Below are 15,894 nucleotides of genomic sequence, written 5' to 3' on the forward strand. Positions count from 1 at the left end.
TAGGTAGAGTCCTTCCGTTCATGGAAGGAGTAAGGACAATGGCTAGGGAGCAGAAGATCATCAAGACCAAAGTGGGTGTTTTGGAACTGGCCAAGCAACTGGAAACGTCTCCAACGACTGTCGGCTGATGGGTATAGCCGAAATAGTTTATACCGCTTGAAGGAGCTGTATGAGACGGGAGGAGAAGCCGCGCTCCAAGAGATTTCACCGCAGAAGCCGATTCTCAAGAATCGGGTGGCCCTTGAGGTGGAACAGGCCATCGTGCATTTGGCGATGGACCAGCCAACCTGGGGGCAAGTGCGCGTCGCAAACGACCTGCGTAAGCCGGCGCGGACCATCTCGCCGGCCGGCGTCCGCTGTATCTGACTCCGGCATGATCTGGAGACGATGCGGAAACGATTGAAGGCGTTGCAAGCGAAGGTGGCGCCAGAAGGGCTGCCTCTCACGGACGCGCAGGTCGTTGCCTTGGAGAAAGCCAAAGCCGACAAAGAAGCGCGCGGGAAATCGAGAGCGAATGCTCCGGCTACTGTGGCGGGCAAGATACGTTCTATGTGAGGGACCTTAGACCGGTGCTCGTTGTACTCTCGTAGCCACATATCCAAGTCGCCCTGGAGTTGCTCCAGCGTCCGATAGATGTTCTTCAGCAACATCACGCGGTAGAAGTCATTCAACATCCTTTTATGGAAGCGTTCGCAGATCCCGTTCGTCTGCGGAGGCGGGTCTTGGGGCGTGTATGATCGATGTTCTCGACGGCCAGGTAGCGTTCATATCCCATGGCATTCGGGGCGTCGCAGTACGCCGCTCCGCGGTCGGTGAAGACCCGACGCAGCGGAATCTCCTGGGCGTCAAAGAACGGGTGAGGACTCGCCGTCCGTCACATGAAATGTTGAGTTATACATTTGAGCAATCTCTCATTCACTGTTTGCTAAACCGTTTGTCGCACGTTCAATTCGTCTCGGGGGCACCAGTCATTTCGATGCTTACACACCGCTCCTCCCTCCGACCGAATCTTCAATTCCGGTTCCTGAGATGGTTTGCATCGACCGTCCCAGCCTCCCAACTTCCTGATCGTCGCCTCTTTCCCTACCGTCATCCAACTCCATGGGTCGTCACGTCCCAACGGCCAGCTGCATAAGTATGGCGGTACAAGGGTCAACTGTCATTTACCTAATAGTTCGACTGTGGTAACTTTGCGGTGCCCTAGAAGGGTTGGTAAAAACAACGAAAGGGAAGGCCCGGCTATTTCGGGGCTGATAGAATTAAAGTGGCGGGGGGATGGAGAAGAAGTCTGTACAGCAACGCTTGGTGGAGCTTCAGATGCATTTCCGGAAGATGGAGCAAAATGGCTACTCGGGAGGAGCAGCAAGGATGCCGTTGTGGAATGCGTATGCTGTTAGATCGAAAGCAGCGCGAGAACGGGGGAACAAGTGCATCGTGACGTGATCCGACAGAAAGTGGGGCAATCCTTCCGCTTACGCCCCTTACCTTCTTTCTACAGCAGGGAAGGCACCCGTCTTCCGTTTCGTGATGATCTGTGGGTGTTGCGCCACGTTTTTGATAAGGACGCCGAGTTTAGGAATCGGCAAACGGGCGTGGCCTTCAGAATTGATCTCAACGACCTTGAGGAAATCCGCATCCCGGATTATCTGATTATCAATTGCGATATCACTGTGACGGGGGATAAAGCCACCTTGGTCAGCCGGAAGGAACCCGACCCGGAATTGTTGAGACGGGTAAAACGGTCCGAGGAGCCGAGCAAGCGATAGAGGCTGATCTTCACGAGTTGGAGTAAAAGGGTGCTGCTGAACGGCAGATGCTCACCTGAGCATCTAAGTGACTTAGATCCGCGAGTCGAAGGGCTGTTGTAATGGCACAGAGACGACGGTGAGAAAGTTAACGTCCATCAGCATCCTCCTGCGATCGATATCATCATGAAGCAGGCGGGGCGGTTCTCGGGGTCAGTCCTGCGTTGATTGCTGGCGATTCTCGCTAAGTCAGTGCGCCTCTACACTAACTAACAATGATCACGATCCGGTCAGAGAGCCGATCTCTCATGCTGTTACATGGTGCCAGATCGTCGCCGGCCGCGTCGCGATGTTCCTCCACTCACGCATCAGCCATCATATCTGAACAGCTGCGATCCACCTTGATATCTCGGCCTATGATCGTAGGCGAAACCTGGTGGACCGTCCTTTGTGTTCAGTGTCCCGAACAGTCCTTATGCTCGCACGTACACGTACGAGTTGGGCCGGATTTATGATCGCGTTCGCATTCCTGACTACAATAGGAACTTGACCACGATCCCAAGCACGTGCAGCTCGGATGGCCGCATTTTTTGGGATAATCGATTGTGATCGCCCGACTCGGACTTGCCATTGATTTTCAGAACCAATGAAATAGCCAATTGACTATCTAATATTCCGGGCCCGGCGGGCGATTTCCCGTGGCAGGCGCGGGAGGGATGGGAGGAACAGGCTTGGTCGGATTGTCGTTGAGACGTTGATTCATCGCTGATGGATGGTCTGCTCTACTATAGGCCGGTTCCCGCGCGCATGCCGCCACCATGACGAGAATGGCTCCCGCAAGACACATTCCTGTCGTCGCATGTCCCATGTCTCCTTATATCTGAAGTGTTGCACGTTCGAATATCAGACACGCTTCCGCTACGGTATCAGACACGCGCAGACATGAAAGTCTGGAACAAGCCAAGGCATAGGGCCATCGATTTCGCACGCTCTCGTTTAATGTATGTAAAGCAACCCCCGACACATGGCAGTCCCGTGAACTGATGGGCGAGGGCATCATCTTATGGTCTTCTACGTGCACAACCATTCGCCCAGGACGTGATCATGAACAAATTAGCCTTTTCGGTTCTGCTGAGCGCCGCCGTCATACCGGTTCACGCGGGCGCAGTGACGCTGCAGCAAACAACCGTCACGACATCGGCAGTTTCTCAAGTGAATGCGACGACGGGAGGCAGTGTGTTCAATCCGTTCCCGTTGGTGGGGGCGGCTGCGCCGTTGGCTACCTCAGCGACGACCTTCAATCCGTCTCCGATTGTCGGCAACGCTCCGCCAACACCGCCGACAGGAACGAGTGTCTTCAATCCATTCCCCCTAGCTGGTGCCGCTGCGCCGCTTGCCGTCAATGTGCAGCCATTTACATCCCCGACAGGCGGCTCTGCCGCGTCGCGCTTTCCTGATGCCACGGGGGGCGCGCTGCGACCTGCCGCACTTGCTGGGCCGACGTCAACGACTGCGAATACTGCCGTAACGCCGGGTAGTACCACCACGACTACAACTATCAGTACCCCCGCAATGACAGCAGGCACAGCAACCGTTTTCCAATCGACGCTGACCGCAACTGTCACCCTCTCGCCTTCTTTTACGGCCACAACATTGAATAGTGTGACGTCGGCCTTGACGGGCACTACGGACTCGCTTTCAACCAGTCGATTGGTGCAGAACCCTGAGCCGTCCACACTCCTATTGTTTGCATCGGGGTGTGCGGCCCTGGCCTGGCGCCTCCGAAGAAGGGGTCGGAAGGCGGCCATCGAGAGATGATGGGCGGACTAAAGAGCGTTTAGGCTGATCTGCTACCGGGACTCGCATTTTTAGCCACTCCGGACACTTATCTGCCACAACGCGCGTCCCTACCCCCCTCCATATTGCTCGAGTTGATCCAGGTCCTATCGGAGGCGCTTTATCATAGCAGCATACGTATAAAAGATTGGCAAGAGACTGAACACCTCTCTAGTCAGGACGAGTCACTGGTATGCCAGGGCAGTAACACCCGGCCGATCATGCTCATAAGAGGGACGCGCTGTATGGAACATGGTGACTCCAGAACATCCTGCCTGCCAAACTCGTATGTGCCGAACAGTTATGTCATGTTACATTAACCGATGCTTTCTGACCCGCATACCCTGAGAACCAGTCGTTTCCTCATCCCTGTCACACTACTCTTGATCGCCGCCATCATGGTGGCCCAGTTCGCGATTCCTTTTGGCTGGGCATTGGCTGGACTCTATATTGTCCCTGTGAGCGTGTGCGCCTTTTGGTCTTCTTTCCGGCATGTATTTCTTGTCGTCTGGGTCGCCACTGTGTGCACCATTCTCAGCACCGTGATCTTTTTCGGTTCAGCATTTTGGGACAGCCATGCCACCATGGCCATGGCGTATGTGTTGCCCGTGGGGTCTATGTGGATCATCGCGATTCTTTCGGTTCTGCGCAAAACCTTGGAACGGAGATCTCAGCGGCGCACCAAGATTTACACTCTCTGTACCTCCTGCCGGCAGATCGGAAGTGAAGGCAAGATGTTGAGTATTGAAGAGTTCGGGCATCACAAACTTGGCACATTTGTCACTATAGGCGTGTGCGATGGATGTGCCCGAAAGCAAGGGATCCGATATTAGGCGAACCATATACCGTGTAGGACATGCGTCTCATCTCAAGGCGTGCAAAGGCGACAGATAAATGGAATCACCACCGATATCCTCGATGGCCGCGCTCCTTTATCTATACTCCTACCTTTGATTTTAGGAGGAGCAGCATGGAGAACTTCGTATCGATCGCCTTGTTGTTAATTGTCAAAGTAGCCGAACGTCCGCAAGCTCACCCGGTTCAGCTTCAACTCAGCCCGCCCGAGGATCTTCACGTCTCTCCACACCTTAGGCTTGCCCCAGGAAGCGGCGCAACGGTAAGCCATACCGGCATTGGAATATAGGATTGGAACATACAGTCAAGAAAAGGGGCCCTGGCATTGAAGCCGTGCCCGCTTCTATGCGGAAGCGATGACTTCAGACTCACCAGCGGAAGGAAGGAACTGGCTTCTGAGAGGAGGACACCACTTTTGCGGGCCTACTATGGGCAATACTACTTGATTAACACACGAGCACCGATGAACACCAACCGGGTACTAGTCGGAAGAGCCAGGGGGCGCCTCAAAAGCCATTCTCCCTTCGGCAATTGTGTCTCGGTGTGGATGGGGTGCAATTGCCACGTCTTCGGATGTAGTAAGACCGGTGACGTGGCAAAATGCCATCGCAAATAGTTAAGCAGTCGCAGCCACTTCTTCATGATCGTTTACCCGTTCAAGCGTGCCATCCCTCGCGCCTGACTCCAGAACCGCATAAGCTAAGATACTCGGCTATTCGCTGGATAGTTTTTCGGCAGGTACTTGAGCAACAGCGCCTGACGAATGAGTTGCGCAACATTTCTCACTTCCAGTCGCCGCATCAGATTAAACCGATGAACTTCGACCGTTTGCACACTGATTTGCAATTGTTCGGCGATTTCACGGCTGGTATGGCCTTGCGTAATCAGATGCAAGATCTGCTTTTGACGGGGGGTTAATGCGGGACCCGCGGGCGCCTTGCTCCTCGCTATCCGCTTCTCCATTAATCGATACATAGTAGTCCTCCTCTACGAGTGAGATGGGAGATGTGGCATCGTTGAGAGTAGGCCAGCAACATTCGTACCGATTTTCAAGCTATTGATTTTCAATACGTACGTTTACCGACAGATGAATAGGTGTAAATTTAAACGGCGTAGTCCTGATCAGGGCAACGTGAGTCCCATCTCCTAACCAGCTACTTTCGGCCTTTTTTAGTGATCCGGCAAGATCGAGTCGCGCAACGATGTGTCAAGGCTCCAAGACGTAGCCTCTGAACCTACAACAAAGGCATTACTATGCCTTCACAGTAGGGCCGAATGGACCGACGGCAATGTATTAGAAAACAAGGTCGAAGGAAGGTTATCTCAGGTAATCGAGTAAGGCCGTGGCAAGCGTCAGGTAAATAGTGATCCCTGAAATATCATTCGCCGTCGTCACGAAGGGTCCTGCAGCGACGGCCGGGTCGACACCGACTCGCTTCAGCATAATCGGCATAATCGTTGCCATACTGGTAGAGGCCAGAAAGGCAATCATGAGAGACGCACCGACGACCATTCCAAGAAACCATTGGCCATGCCATAGCCATCCGGCAGCGGTGAGCAATAACCCGCACGCAAGGCCAAGCAACATGCCGATCCGGACCTCCCTAAAAAAGACTTTCCACATATCGCCCAACTCAATACCCCCGGTCGCCAGCCCCCTGATAATCAGAGTGGACGACTGGAGCCCTACATTGCCGCCCATGGCCGCAATGACGGGGATAAAGCTTACGATGGCCACGACTTCCTGAATGGTGAAACGGAAGTACCAGAGAATGGCGCCCGACAAGAGACTGCCGATAAGATTGGTGAACAGCCACGGCAGACGAGAACGAGCCGCGTCGAAGCTGGAGGATCGCAAGAGCGCATCGCCTTCCGCGGCGCCGGCCATTTTCAGCATATCCTCGGTCGCCTCTTCGCGAATGACGTCCACGACATCATCGACTGTAATGATACCTACCAGAGTATTGTCTTTTTCGACGACCGGGATCGCGAGGAGATTGTACCGTGCCACCTGCCGGGACACTTCTTCTTGATCCATGTCGACGGCGACGCTGATGACATCGCGCGTCATAATATGTTTGAGCGGCGTCATGGGCGGCACCGTGAGCAACTGGCGCAGGGACAATACACCGACCAAATGATCTTCCTTATCCGTAACGTAGATATAAAACACCATTTCCGCATCGGTGGCATGCTGCAAGCGGCGGATCGCTTCCTGTGCCGTCGTATCCTCGGGAAGCGAGAGAAATTCCGTCGTCATGATACCGCCGGCTGTGTCCTTCCGGTATTTCAGAATTTCTTCGACTTCCGATGAATCCTCGGCCCGCATGCGCGTGAGGATCTCCTTGGCCTGTTCTTCCGGCAACAGGCCGAGAAGATAGGCCACGTCGTCCTTGCCGAGATCCTTCAACAGCATCGCGACGTCCCCAGGCGCAAAGTCCACCAGCACCTGCGACACATCGGCCGGGTCCATCTCGCTGAGCACCTTGCCGCGCAGTGTTTCCCCCCTGACCAACTCAAAGATTGTCCGTTTTTCCTTCTGGGAAGATAGATGCTCAATCAGCTTCGCGATATCAGCGGGATGCATCTTCCCCAGCATTTTGCTGATGTTCGTAATCGCCCCTCGACGCAGCAAACGCTGGAATGATGCCAAGACGAGGTCAAACCTGCTCTGGCCTCTATCCGACTCCTTGGGGAGATCCTTTGAAGGCTCGCGGTCAACTGAACGTGGACGCTCGGCAGGTTGCATAGTCTCTAGAAAGTCCGAATGTCTAAAAGTCTTCACGTCGAGACTTGATGACGTTATGACTTGATGTGATATTACGACGGTTTTCTAATATCCCAGTTCCCCTAGTACCTGTTCATCTTCGCGCCAGTCCGGCCTCACTTTGACCCACAATTTGAGAAACACCTTCATGCCGAAGATGTGCTCCATGTCGAGCCGTGCCTCGGTGCCGACCGTCTTCAAGCGTTCGCCGTTCTTTCCGATCACGATCGCCTTTTGCGAGTCTTTTTCGACGAGAATCGACGCGGCAATCCTGGCCAGACGGCCCTCCTCGACAAATTGTTCAATGTCCACCGCGACGGAATAAGGAATTTCTTCTCGTGTGTGATGGAGAATTTTTTCGCGAATCAGCTCAGACGCCAGGGTCCGCATCGTCTGATCTGTCAACATGTCTTGCTCGTACAGCCTGTCGCCCTCCGGCAACAACGCCACGGTCACATCCAGGAGACGATCAAGGTTGAACCCGGTCTGAGCCGAAATCGGGATAATCTCCGTCCACGGAAAGGTCGTGCGAACCGAATCGATCAGCGGCAAAATGCGGGACTTGTTCACTAAATCCACCTTATTAATTAACAAGAAGACGGGTTGCTGACTCTTGGCGGTCACCTCGCGAATGCGTTGGACAACCATACGGTCTTGAGGACCCAACGATGGCCGCAACGCCTCAATCATCACGTAGAGAAGATCCGCATCCGGCATGCTCTCCATGGCCGTCCGTACCATGCGCCGATTAAGCCGATGCTGCGGCTCATGGAGCCCCGGCGTATCGAGATACACAATCTCGGCATCAGGCCGATGGAGGACGCCTAGAATCCGCGTTCGTGTCGTCTGCGGCTTGTTGGAGACAATGGCAACCTTCTCCTTCAGCAATGCGTTCAACAGCGTCGATTTCCCGACGTTTGGACAACCTATGATCGCAACCGTCCCCGATTTCATCGTTCCCACCATGTTGATACATTCCCCGTACCGATTCTATCGGGCATTCTCCCCGCTGACCGAAGAAATGACAAGACTTTTCGACTCATTGTACCAAAAGATTGAAAGATCGCTGTCTGGATCACCGTGCGGGATCAGGTGAACAGACTTATTGGGAAAGGATCACATCCTGGGAGAGGCAGCTATTCGCGACCTATCCGGCCATAACCAAGGTAAAGGGTGAGAAGGCTCGTGTGAACGACGTCACATCCCGGATGCGACGATGATGACTGCTTCTATCCTCGTTCACTTCGAATCAGGCACGAGCTGGTACACGGTCTCCCCTTTTCTGACAAACCCCAGCCGTTCTCTGGCCAATTCTTCAATCCGGGCAGGATCGTGCTGAATACGTTTCACCTCGACACGGAGGGCACTATTCGTCTGCTCCAATTCCTTAATCTCCAACTCGAGCTCGCGAGCATGTTTCTGCATCGCCACATATCTGCGCACGCCCATCTCATCGAAAAAAAATGAAACGGTCAGTGCCACGGCAAAAATCGCACCGATGACGAAGGCAATCCTCGTTGCGGTCTGCCGAATCCGTTGTACGGACCGGTGAGTGCGATTGCGTCGACTCATGCTTTACTCGTCTTACAGTTGCACAGTCCGAACGTGTTCAGCGGGGAATGGAGACATGGCGCCGTGATGACGTTACGACATACTTTGTCACCGAATCACCGCGCATCCCGGGTAGACAGCGGCGCGTCCCAATTCCTCTTCAATTCGCAGGAGCTGGTTGTATTTGGCAATCCGGTCCGTCCTTGACAAGGATCCCGTTTTAATGAGGCCGGTGTTTAGCGCCACGGCGACATCCGCAATAGTCGTATCCTCGGTCTCACCGGAACGATGCGAGACGACGGCTGTATAGCCGGATCGCTTAGCCAGCTCAATGGCTTCCAGCGTTTCCGTCAGTGTCCCGATCTGATTCAACTTGATGAGAATCGAATTCCCGATGCCGTCCTTAATCCCTTGCGAGAAAATTTCCACATTCGTCACGAAAATATCGTCGCCGACCAACTGGACACGGTCGCCCAGTCGCTCAGTGAGCATCCGCCAGCCTTTCCAATCAAGCTCACTCAAGCCATCCTCGATGGAGACGATGGGGTACCGGTCCACAAGCCGCTGATAGTATCGAATCATCTCGTCTGACGAATGATCCGGTTGCTTCTCGGCTTCCAGGCGATACCGCCCCTTCCCATAGAACTCACTGGCCGCGGCGTCGAGCGCCAACACGACATCCTTTCCCGGCTTATACCCTGCCTGCGCAATGGCTTGGACGATCAATTCGAGAGCCTCTTCATTGGAGCCAAGATCAGGCGCAAAGCCGCCTTCATCCCCGACCGCCGTATTGAGTCCCTTCTTTTTTAAGATGCCTTTGAGCGTATGGAACACCTCAGTGGCGATGCGTAGCGCGTCACTGAACCGTGTCGCACCCACCGGCATAATCATAAACTCTTGGAGGTCAAGGCGGTTATCGGCATGGGCACCGCCATTGATAATATTCATCATCGGCACCGGCAGGGTTCGTGCGTTGGCCCCGCCCAGATACCGATACAATGGCTGGCCGGATTCTGCGGCAGCGGCTTTTGCCACGGCCAACGACACGCCAAGAATGGCATTCGCTCCCAGCCGCGCTTTCGTCTTGGTCCCGTCGAGCTCGATCATGGCCCGATCGACCGCAACTTGCTCGAAAGCCTCCATACCAAGCAATTTCGGGGCGATCAATTTGCTGATGTTCCCGACCGCTTTTGAGACACCCTTTCCCATCCACCGTTTTTTATCGCCATCCCGCAGCTCAATCGCTTCTTTCTCACCGGTAGACGCACCAGAGGGGACCGCCGCCCGTCCGTGCGCTCCGCTCTCCAGTACGACATCGACCTCAACCGTCGGATTTCCCCTGGAGTCGACAATTTGGCGGCCGGTAATTTTTCGAATTGCACTCATCGTCCTGACCTCATGAAACAATAAAATATAGGAGACAAATTATCCCAGACATATTTGTACTCGGACTGTGCTTATCCGGCGAGCTTTTTCTTGAGCAGTTCATTCACCTTGCCCGGATTTGCCTTGCCGCCGGACGTCTTCATGACCTGACCGACGAAAAAGCCCAACACCTGATCTTTTCCGGACCGGTACTGTGCCACTTGTCCGGCATTCTTTGCCATCACGTCGTCAATAATTTTTCCCAGTGTACCTTCATCGGAGACCTGCGTCAGTCCTTTTTCTTGCACCAGCTGCTCCGGCGACTGACCACTCGCATAAAGTTCAGGAAACAGGTCTCGGGCGACCTTGAGACTGACCGTCCCGTTGTCGACCAATTTCAGCAAGCTCACCAAGCGTTCCGGGGTGACAGGCGAGTCAGCGACCGGCGTGCCTGAATGATTCAGCTCACGCAGCAGCTCACCCATGACCCAATTGCTCACGGTTTTGGGCTGCGCAAAAAGCTTCACGCACGCTTCGAAATAATCCGCCAACTGACGAGACGACGTTACCACGCCGGCATCGTATTCCGGCAATCCATATTGCGAGACAAATCGTTCCTGTCGCGCGACCGGCAACTCCGGCAGCGTGCGTCTGGCCTCGTCGAGCCTGTCCGGCGTAATGTTGATGGGAACCAGATCGGGGTCAGGAAAATATCGATAGTCATGCGCCTCTTCTTTACTCCGCATGACGGCGGTCTGCTCCTTGTCAACATCCCACAATCTGGTTTCCTGATGAATCTTTCCGCCTTCGTTCAGAACCTTGGTCTGGCGCCTGATCTCGTATTCAATAGCGTCCTTGACAAACTTAAACGAATTGATGTTCTTGAGTTCGACCTTTGTGCCGAAGGCCCGCTGCCCGATCGGTCGCAACGACAGATTCGGTTCGCACCGGAGGCTGCCCTCTTCCATATTGCCGTCACAGACGTCCAAATACACGAGAAGATCTCTCAATGTCTTCAGATACGCCACCACCTCATCGGCTGACCGCATGTCGGGTTCGGTCACAATTTCCAACAATGGAGTTCCCGCGCGGTTGAGATCCACCCGGCTGCCGTCCATCCCGCCGCCATGCATATTTTTCCCGGCATCCTCTTCGAGATGTGCCCGGGTAATGCGAACCCGCTTCGTTGCACTGTCCGTCTTAATGTCGAGCCACCCGTTCTCACAGATCGGCGTCTCGTACTGAGAGATCTGATAGCCCTTCGGAAGGTCCGGATAGAAATAATTTTTTCGGGCAAACCGGTTGGACGCTACGGCGCAATTCAATGCCAGTCCGGTACGTATGGCCATCTCAACCGCAGCGCCGTTGATCACCGGCAAGCTGCCGGGCATGCCCAGACAGACTGGACACGTTTGCGTATTGGCCGGAAGCCCGAATCGGGTTCCGCAGCCACAAAACATTTTAGACTCGGTCAGGAGCTGGGCATGCACTTCCAGCCCAATCACGACTTCATAAGTCACTAGGTATTCCTCTGCTCCGTTTGCTGGCGCTGCTGCCGCATCGCCTCTCGACCGGCATCGACCGCTTCTTTGAAGATCGACTTTTGTTCTTGGACGACCTCCCGGCCTTTCTCAATCGCCGTTTCCCAGGTGTGACCCGCCTTGTCCGTGGCCTCACGCAGATTCTCTCCTGCCCGTCGAGCATACTCTTTCAATTGTTCGCGGGACTCGCGTCCCGACTGAGGCGCCATGAGGAACGCGGCCACTGCGCCCACGGCGGCTCCTCCTAAAAATGCCAAGACAATGGCGCTGCCGGACACACCTCGACGTCCATCATACTCACTCATGGCAATCCCTCCTCTAAACTTCCGCCTCTACAGAAAGGCCCTTTGATACTTTTCCTAATTTTGCTGAGAGTATTCGATACTCTGACTTCTGTCAACGATGAGATGCCGGCGCGTTCTATCATCGGGAATGAGGCATTACGACGTTTTGTTTCGCCGGGAAGGCCGCCCTGACGGCTTGGTCGATGATGTAGGAGAAGGTGGGCGATCGCCACTCGCGGCCTTCTCCACGTCGCCCCCTTCATCGGCCGCGATGTCTGCCAGCTTCCGTCCAGTCAAAACTGAGGCGGGCTGGGACACCGCGATGTCATCGGCCGAAGCGTGGTCATCGCGATGCTTGATCAACAACCACTGACGGTCCCGCGTGCGCACGAGCGCCCACGAGCCTTTAAGCTTGATCCCATGCAAGTTGAATTTCAGTTCGCCCTTCTTGAGCGCAGTCTCGACGTCGTCTTGCCCCTCTACTTGATATGTTCCTCGGTCCCATACCATGACGGTCCCACCACCGTATTCGCCTTCTGGGATAATGCCTTCAAAGTCAGAATAGTCCACCGGATGGTCTTCGACCGCCATGGCCAATCGCTTGACGCTCGGGTCGAGCGAGGGTCCTTTGGGGATCGCCCAAGACTTCAGGACACCATCGTGTTCCAGACGAAAATCGTAGTGCAGATGGCTGGCACGATGCTTTTGGACGACAAAGCTTCGCCCTGATGCGGACCGCTTGGACTCAGGCGGTGGCTCGGGAGTGGAGCCGAATCGGCGCTTCTTTTTATATTCGTCGAGAGGTATCATAAGAAAATGACAGATTCTAAATGTAGAATGAACAATGTTTCATATTGAATTTAGGTACTTAGCGCAGGTTTCACTGCCACGTCAGTCCAGCTACGGTACTCAGTCAGCATTTCGGCAAAGTGTACGAGAACGCATGTGTGGCGCGTAGTGGAAGAGGCGCATGCGCGCTGTAGGATACGTGCTGAGGAGAAAGCGCTTCCTAACGAGGGCTGGCCCCATTGCAGTCATCGTGTGATTTCGACAATCGGTCTTTGACCACGGCGGAAGCGGCTTTGACGCCGGCCACGACGCTGAACAACTTGGAGACGAGGCCTTCCCCTTGTCCTCTGACCAGCTCATGCACCTGCTCCACGGTCTCGCCTACGCCTCCGACGGCATGGAGAAAAACGGACGCATGATCGATCCCATCCCGGGCCTGCTCGCTGAGTGCATTCACATTTTCAGTCATGACGCGAAGGTCTTTCAGCAAAGAGGGTAGCTGACTGTTCAGTTGGACCAAAACAACCTCGAGTTCCACCAACGTCTTCCTGGCTTGAATAAGCGTGTAGACCACATAACCCACGAGCACAGCAAATGCGATGGCCGCGATGATACTGGCGATTTCAATCAACATGGGGCACCTCTTTTCTCAGGAATCTCTCAAGAGATCTTCAGCCCTTCAGCGCGAGGTCAAGCTGAAGCCTACAACTCTACGTTATCGTAGATTTGGCTTTTTTAACCGCCATTCCGTGGCTTGTTCGTACGCATGTGCGCCGCGCAAGACGATATCCTCCTCGAATTGGCGACCGATGAGCTGTAAACCAATCGGCAACCCACCCTTGCTGAAACCGCAAGGAACAGAAATGGCTGGAATGCCGGCTAAATTAATGGAAATCGTATAGATGTCGGACAGGTACATTTGAAGCGGGTCCTGAGCTTTCTCGCCGAGCTTGAACGCTGAGGTGGGAGTCACCGGCGTCGCGATAAGATCGACTTCTTTGAAGGCCGACTCAAAATCGCGGCGAATCAGTGTCCGAACCGCTTGCGCCTTTCCATAATACGCATCATAGTATCCCGCGCTCAGCGCATATGTACCGAGCATGATCCGACGCTTCACTTCCGGACCGAATCCCTCCTGCCTCGTCTTCATATACATGTCGAGCAGATCTTTCGATTGTTTTGCTCGAAGACCGTATTTCACGCCATCATAGCGTGCCAGGTTTGAACTCGCTTCAGCCGTGGCAATCAAATAGTACGCGGCGACGGCCGCCCCTGTCGTCGGCAACGAGATCTCCTTTATCTCGCCGCCCAATTCTTGGAGGACGTCGACCGCCTGCCGAACCGACTGTTCGACCTCCGGATTGAGCCCCTCCGCAAAAAATTCCTTTGGCATCCCGATTCTGAGCCTTTTCACATCCTTCTTCTTCAGCGCCTTTAGATAGTCGGGCACCGGAACGTTGGCGGATGTTGAGTCTGCGGGATCATGACCTGCAATGGCGTTCATCAGAATTGCGGCGTCGGTCACATCTTTCGTGATTGGCCCAATCTGATCCAAGGAGGAGGCAAACGCGACAAGTCCATAGCGGGACACGCGACCATATGTCGGCTTGAGTCCTACGACACCGCACAAGGCAGCCGGTTGACGGATCGAGCCACCGGTATCTGAGCCTAATGCGGCCGCACACTCATCTGCCGCCACCGCTGCCGCAGAGCCGCCGCTCGATCCACCGGGCACGTAGGCGGGATTCCATGGGTTTCGACTTGGGCCGAAGGCCGAATTTTCCGTCGAGGACCCCATGGCGAACTCATCCAGATTGGTCTTGCCCAAGAGAAGATAGCCCCGTTCCCGCAATTTCGAGACAACGGTCGCATTATATGGCGGTACGAACGTGGCCAGCATGCGCGACGCACAGGTTGTCAGGATGCCTTCCGTGCAGATATTGTCTTTCAGAGCAATCGGCATGCCCATCAGCGGAATGGTCTTCCGCCAGCCCTTCAGTCGTTCATCCAAGGCCTCGGCCTGCGCCATGGCGGAGTCCTTGGCGAGCGTCACATAGGCTTTGATTTTTGGTTCCACCTGATTGATGCGCAGACTATACGCTCGCACAATATCTTGCGCCGTTACGTCGCCCTTGGTGAACCGGTCTTGCAGTTCATGAAGTGTCAGTTTGTGAAGTGACATGGAGTTTCTTACGGTCGTCGTCCGCGATCAGATCGGTCAGTGCGCGGCTTGAGAGTGAGAAGGTTTGTGGTGTGAGATATGGTTCTTGTCATCAACCAAAATGATCTTCGGCTGATGACGCTTCGCCTCATCTTCGGCATAAAACTCGTAACAGAAGATAATGACTTTATCCCCCACGACGGCCTTACGAGCCGTCGGCCCATTCAAGACGATCTCCCCGCTGCCGCGCTTCCCCGCCATGGCATAGGTCGTGAACCGCTCACCGTTATTCAGGTTCGAAATCATGACTAATTCAAAGGGCAGAATGCCGGCGGCATCCAGCAAGTTTTCATCGATGGTGATACTTCCTTCATACTCCAGGCAGGCCTCAGTGACAGTAGCGCGATGAATTTTGGCCCGCAACATTTGTCGTAACATGATTATTCCTCGTCAGTCGTGAACCGTCTCGACACTCATCTATGAACTCCAATGAACCATACCGCTCAGCGTTCTTCCAAAATCCTCGGGACACGAAAATATCCGCCATCGGAATCAGGGGCATTCATCAAGGCCTGCTCTACCGGCAAGCTCGGCTGTGCCCGATCTTCCCGTAACACATTCGTCTGCTCCAGCACCGTCGCGGTAGGCTCAATCCCCGTCGTATCCCACGACTTTAGTTCCTCGATATAGGCCAAGATGTGGCTCAACTGTTTGCTGAACACGTCCTTCTCGCCCTCGCTAATTTCCAACCGGGCCAACTTTGCGACGCGCTCGACTTCTTCCTTCGAAATGTGCAAATGAATTCTCCGTAGTTCGACTATTCTACAACTAGGATGCTCAAAAAGGCCATCTATTACACCCGCACGCCTCAGACTCGCCAAAACGCGCTCCCTTCCCGAGGAAGGCCCAGGTGAAAACAACCCGGAGGCGTAGCGCTATTTCGCCCGGCCAGCCCTGAGCCGCCCCGAGACCGGCTCTTCCCCCCGGGCTACGCTAGGAT

The 15,894-nt window shown here is 54.5% G+C and carries 17 protein-coding genes and 2 pseudogenes; 5 read left to right on the forward strand and 14 right to left on the reverse strand.

Annotated elements, in window-relative coordinates:
- Positions 1-38: 38 nt before the first annotated feature.
- A pseudogene (locus ACWHYZ_RS19145) lies at positions 39-572 on the forward strand (helix-turn-helix domain-containing protein); the annotation flags it as partial.
- Positions 573-626: 54 nt separating this feature from the next.
- Here ACWHYZ_RS19145 and ACWHYZ_RS19150 read toward each other — a convergent pair.
- Positions 627-674 (reverse strand): annotated as a pseudogene (locus ACWHYZ_RS19150) (hypothetical protein); the annotation flags it as partial.
- Between the two features lie 765 nt (positions 675-1,439).
- Here ACWHYZ_RS19150 and ACWHYZ_RS19155 point away from each other — a divergent pair.
- Complete coding sequence (locus tag ACWHYZ_RS19155) at positions 1,440-1,766, forward strand: hypothetical protein (protein WP_447984262.1); 327 nt, start codon at positions 1,440-1,442, stop codon at positions 1,764-1,766.
- Between the two features lie 646 nt (positions 1,767-2,412).
- Here the strand turns inward: ACWHYZ_RS19155 and ACWHYZ_RS19160 are convergent.
- Positions 2,413-2,613, reverse strand: coding sequence for a hypothetical protein (locus tag ACWHYZ_RS19160; RefSeq protein WP_447984263.1), 201 nt, complete (start codon positions 2,611-2,613; stop codon positions 2,413-2,415).
- 236 nt (positions 2,614-2,849) lie between these two features.
- Between ACWHYZ_RS19160 and ACWHYZ_RS19165 the strand changes: the two genes are divergently transcribed.
- From ACWHYZ_RS19165 to ACWHYZ_RS19175, 3 genes are all read left to right on the forward strand, one after another.
- The gene (locus tag ACWHYZ_RS19165) at positions 2,850-3,563 is read left to right on the forward strand and encodes a PEP-CTERM sorting domain-containing protein (RefSeq protein WP_447984264.1); all 714 of its coding nucleotides are present in this window, start codon (positions 2,850-2,852) and stop codon (positions 3,561-3,563) included.
- A gap of 341 nt (positions 3,564-3,904) precedes the next feature.
- Complete coding sequence (locus ACWHYZ_RS19170) at positions 3,905-4,414, forward strand: hypothetical protein (RefSeq protein ID WP_447984265.1); 510 nt, start codon at positions 3,905-3,907, stop codon at positions 4,412-4,414.
- A gap of 137 nt (positions 4,415-4,551) precedes the next feature.
- On the forward strand, positions 4,552-4,725 hold the full coding sequence (locus ACWHYZ_RS19175) for a hypothetical protein (RefSeq protein WP_447984266.1): 174 nt from the start codon (positions 4,552-4,554) through the stop codon (positions 4,723-4,725).
- Between the two features lie 410 nt (positions 4,726-5,135).
- On the opposite strand, the gene ACWHYZ_RS19180 is transcribed toward ACWHYZ_RS19175, so the two are convergent.
- The 12 genes from ACWHYZ_RS19180 to gatC all read right to left on the reverse strand — a co-directional run bounded on the left by ACWHYZ_RS19180 (position 5,136) and on the right by gatC (position 15,691).
- Positions 5,136-5,411, reverse strand: a complete 276-nt coding sequence (locus ACWHYZ_RS19180) for a LuxR C-terminal-related transcriptional regulator (RefSeq protein WP_447984267.1) — start codon at positions 5,409-5,411, stop codon at positions 5,136-5,138.
- Between the two features lie 343 nt (positions 5,412-5,754).
- On the reverse strand, positions 5,755-7,185 hold the full coding sequence (gene mgtE, locus ACWHYZ_RS19185) for a magnesium transporter (RefSeq protein WP_447984268.1): 1,431 nt from the start codon (positions 7,183-7,185) through the stop codon (positions 5,755-5,757).
- 84 nt (positions 7,186-7,269) lie between these two features.
- The gene (gene era / locus ACWHYZ_RS19190) at positions 7,270-8,157 is read right to left on the reverse strand and encodes a GTPase Era (protein ID WP_447984269.1); all 888 of its coding nucleotides are present in this window, start codon (positions 8,155-8,157) and stop codon (positions 7,270-7,272) included.
- A gap of 285 nt (positions 8,158-8,442) precedes the next feature.
- A complete protein-coding gene (locus tag ACWHYZ_RS19195) occupies positions 8,443-8,775 on the reverse strand; it encodes an FtsB family cell division protein (protein WP_447984270.1) in 333 nt (110 codons plus the stop codon).
- Positions 8,776-8,862: 87 nt separating this feature from the next.
- Positions 8,863-10,140, reverse strand: coding sequence for a phosphopyruvate hydratase (eno, locus tag ACWHYZ_RS19200; RefSeq protein WP_447984271.1), 1,278 nt, complete (start codon positions 10,138-10,140; stop codon positions 8,863-8,865).
- A gap of 71 nt (positions 10,141-10,211) precedes the next feature.
- Positions 10,212-11,639 carry an Asp-tRNA(Asn)/Glu-tRNA(Gln) amidotransferase subunit GatB gene (gatB, locus tag ACWHYZ_RS19205; protein ID WP_447984272.1) on the reverse strand — a complete coding sequence of 476 codons (1,428 nt, stop codon included), beginning with the start codon at positions 11,637-11,639 and terminating at the stop codon, positions 10,212-10,214.
- A complete protein-coding gene (locus ACWHYZ_RS19210; protein ID WP_447984273.1) occupies positions 11,639-11,965 on the reverse strand; it encodes a YtxH domain-containing protein in 327 nt (108 codons plus the stop codon). Before ACWHYZ_RS19210 ends, gatB begins: the two co-directional genes overlap by 1 nt.
- 135 nt (positions 11,966-12,100) lie before the next feature.
- Positions 12,101-12,754 (reverse strand): DNA polymerase ligase N-terminal domain-containing protein, encoded by a 654-nt coding sequence (locus tag ACWHYZ_RS19215; protein WP_447984274.1) that lies wholly within the window; start codon positions 12,752-12,754, stop codon positions 12,101-12,103.
- Between the two features lie 199 nt (positions 12,755-12,953).
- Positions 12,954-13,367 (reverse strand): DUF948 domain-containing protein, encoded by a 414-nt coding sequence (locus tag ACWHYZ_RS19220; protein WP_447984275.1) that lies wholly within the window; start codon positions 13,365-13,367, stop codon positions 12,954-12,956.
- A gap of 81 nt (positions 13,368-13,448) precedes the next feature.
- Positions 13,449-14,915, reverse strand: coding sequence for an Asp-tRNA(Asn)/Glu-tRNA(Gln) amidotransferase subunit GatA (gatA, locus tag ACWHYZ_RS19225; RefSeq protein ID WP_447984276.1), 1,467 nt, complete (start codon positions 14,913-14,915; stop codon positions 13,449-13,451).
- A gap of 36 nt (positions 14,916-14,951) precedes the next feature.
- Positions 14,952-15,332, reverse strand: coding sequence for an aspartate 1-decarboxylase (panD, locus tag ACWHYZ_RS19230; RefSeq protein ID WP_447984277.1), 381 nt, complete (start codon positions 15,330-15,332; stop codon positions 14,952-14,954).
- A 65-nt stretch (positions 15,333-15,397) separates the two neighbouring features.
- A complete protein-coding gene (gene gatC / locus ACWHYZ_RS19235) occupies positions 15,398-15,691 on the reverse strand; it encodes an Asp-tRNA(Asn)/Glu-tRNA(Gln) amidotransferase subunit GatC (RefSeq protein ID WP_447984278.1) in 294 nt (97 codons plus the stop codon).
- Positions 15,692-15,894: the final 203 nt, after the last annotated feature.

It is taken from the genome of Nitrospira sp. Nam74, assembly GCF_965152615.1.

Excerpts from the sequence above, each read along its gene's own strand:
- ACWHYZ_RS19215 (WP_447984274.1), bottom strand. The coding sequence starts at position 12,754 with ATGATACCTCTCGACGAATATAAAAAGAAGCGCCGATTCGGCTCCACT.
- gatA (WP_447984276.1), bottom strand. The coding sequence starts at position 14,915 with ATGTCACTTCACAAACTGACACTTCATGAACTGCAAGACCGGTTCACC.
- mgtE (WP_447984268.1), bottom strand. The coding sequence starts at position 7,185 with ATGCAACCTGCCGAGCGTCCACGTTCAGTTGACCGCGAGCCTTCAAAG.
- ACWHYZ_RS19180 (WP_447984267.1), bottom strand. The coding sequence starts at position 5,411 with ATGTATCGATTAATGGAGAAGCGGATAGCGAGGAGCAAGGCGCCCGCG.
- ACWHYZ_RS19170 (WP_447984265.1), top strand. The coding sequence starts at position 3,905 with ATGCTTTCTGACCCGCATACCCTGAGAACCAGTCGTTTCCTCATCCCT.
- ACWHYZ_RS19165 (WP_447984264.1), top strand. The coding sequence starts at position 2,850 with ATGAACAAATTAGCCTTTTCGGTTCTGCTGAGCGCCGCCGTCATACCG.
- ACWHYZ_RS19220 (WP_447984275.1), bottom strand. The coding sequence starts at position 13,367 with ATGTTGATTGAAATCGCCAGTATCATCGCGGCCATCGCATTTGCTGTG.
- ACWHYZ_RS19210 (WP_447984273.1), bottom strand. The coding sequence starts at position 11,965 with ATGAGTGAGTATGATGGACGTCGAGGTGTGTCCGGCAGCGCCATTGTC.
- eno (WP_447984271.1), bottom strand. The coding sequence starts at position 10,140 with ATGAGTGCAATTCGAAAAATTACCGGCCGCCAAATTGTCGACTCCAGG.
- ACWHYZ_RS19195 (WP_447984270.1), bottom strand. The coding sequence starts at position 8,775 with ATGAGTCGACGCAATCGCACTCACCGGTCCGTACAACGGATTCGGCAG.
- ACWHYZ_RS19175 (WP_447984266.1), top strand. The coding sequence starts at position 4,552 with ATGGAGAACTTCGTATCGATCGCCTTGTTGTTAATTGTCAAAGTAGCC.
- ACWHYZ_RS19160 (WP_447984263.1), bottom strand. The coding sequence starts at position 2,613 with ATGGGACATGCGACGACAGGAATGTGTCTTGCGGGAGCCATTCTCGTC.
- panD (WP_447984277.1), bottom strand. The coding sequence starts at position 15,332 with ATGTTACGACAAATGTTGCGGGCCAAAATTCATCGCGCTACTGTCACT.
- era (WP_447984269.1), bottom strand. The coding sequence starts at position 8,157 with ATGAAATCGGGGACGGTTGCGATCATAGGTTGTCCAAACGTCGGGAAA.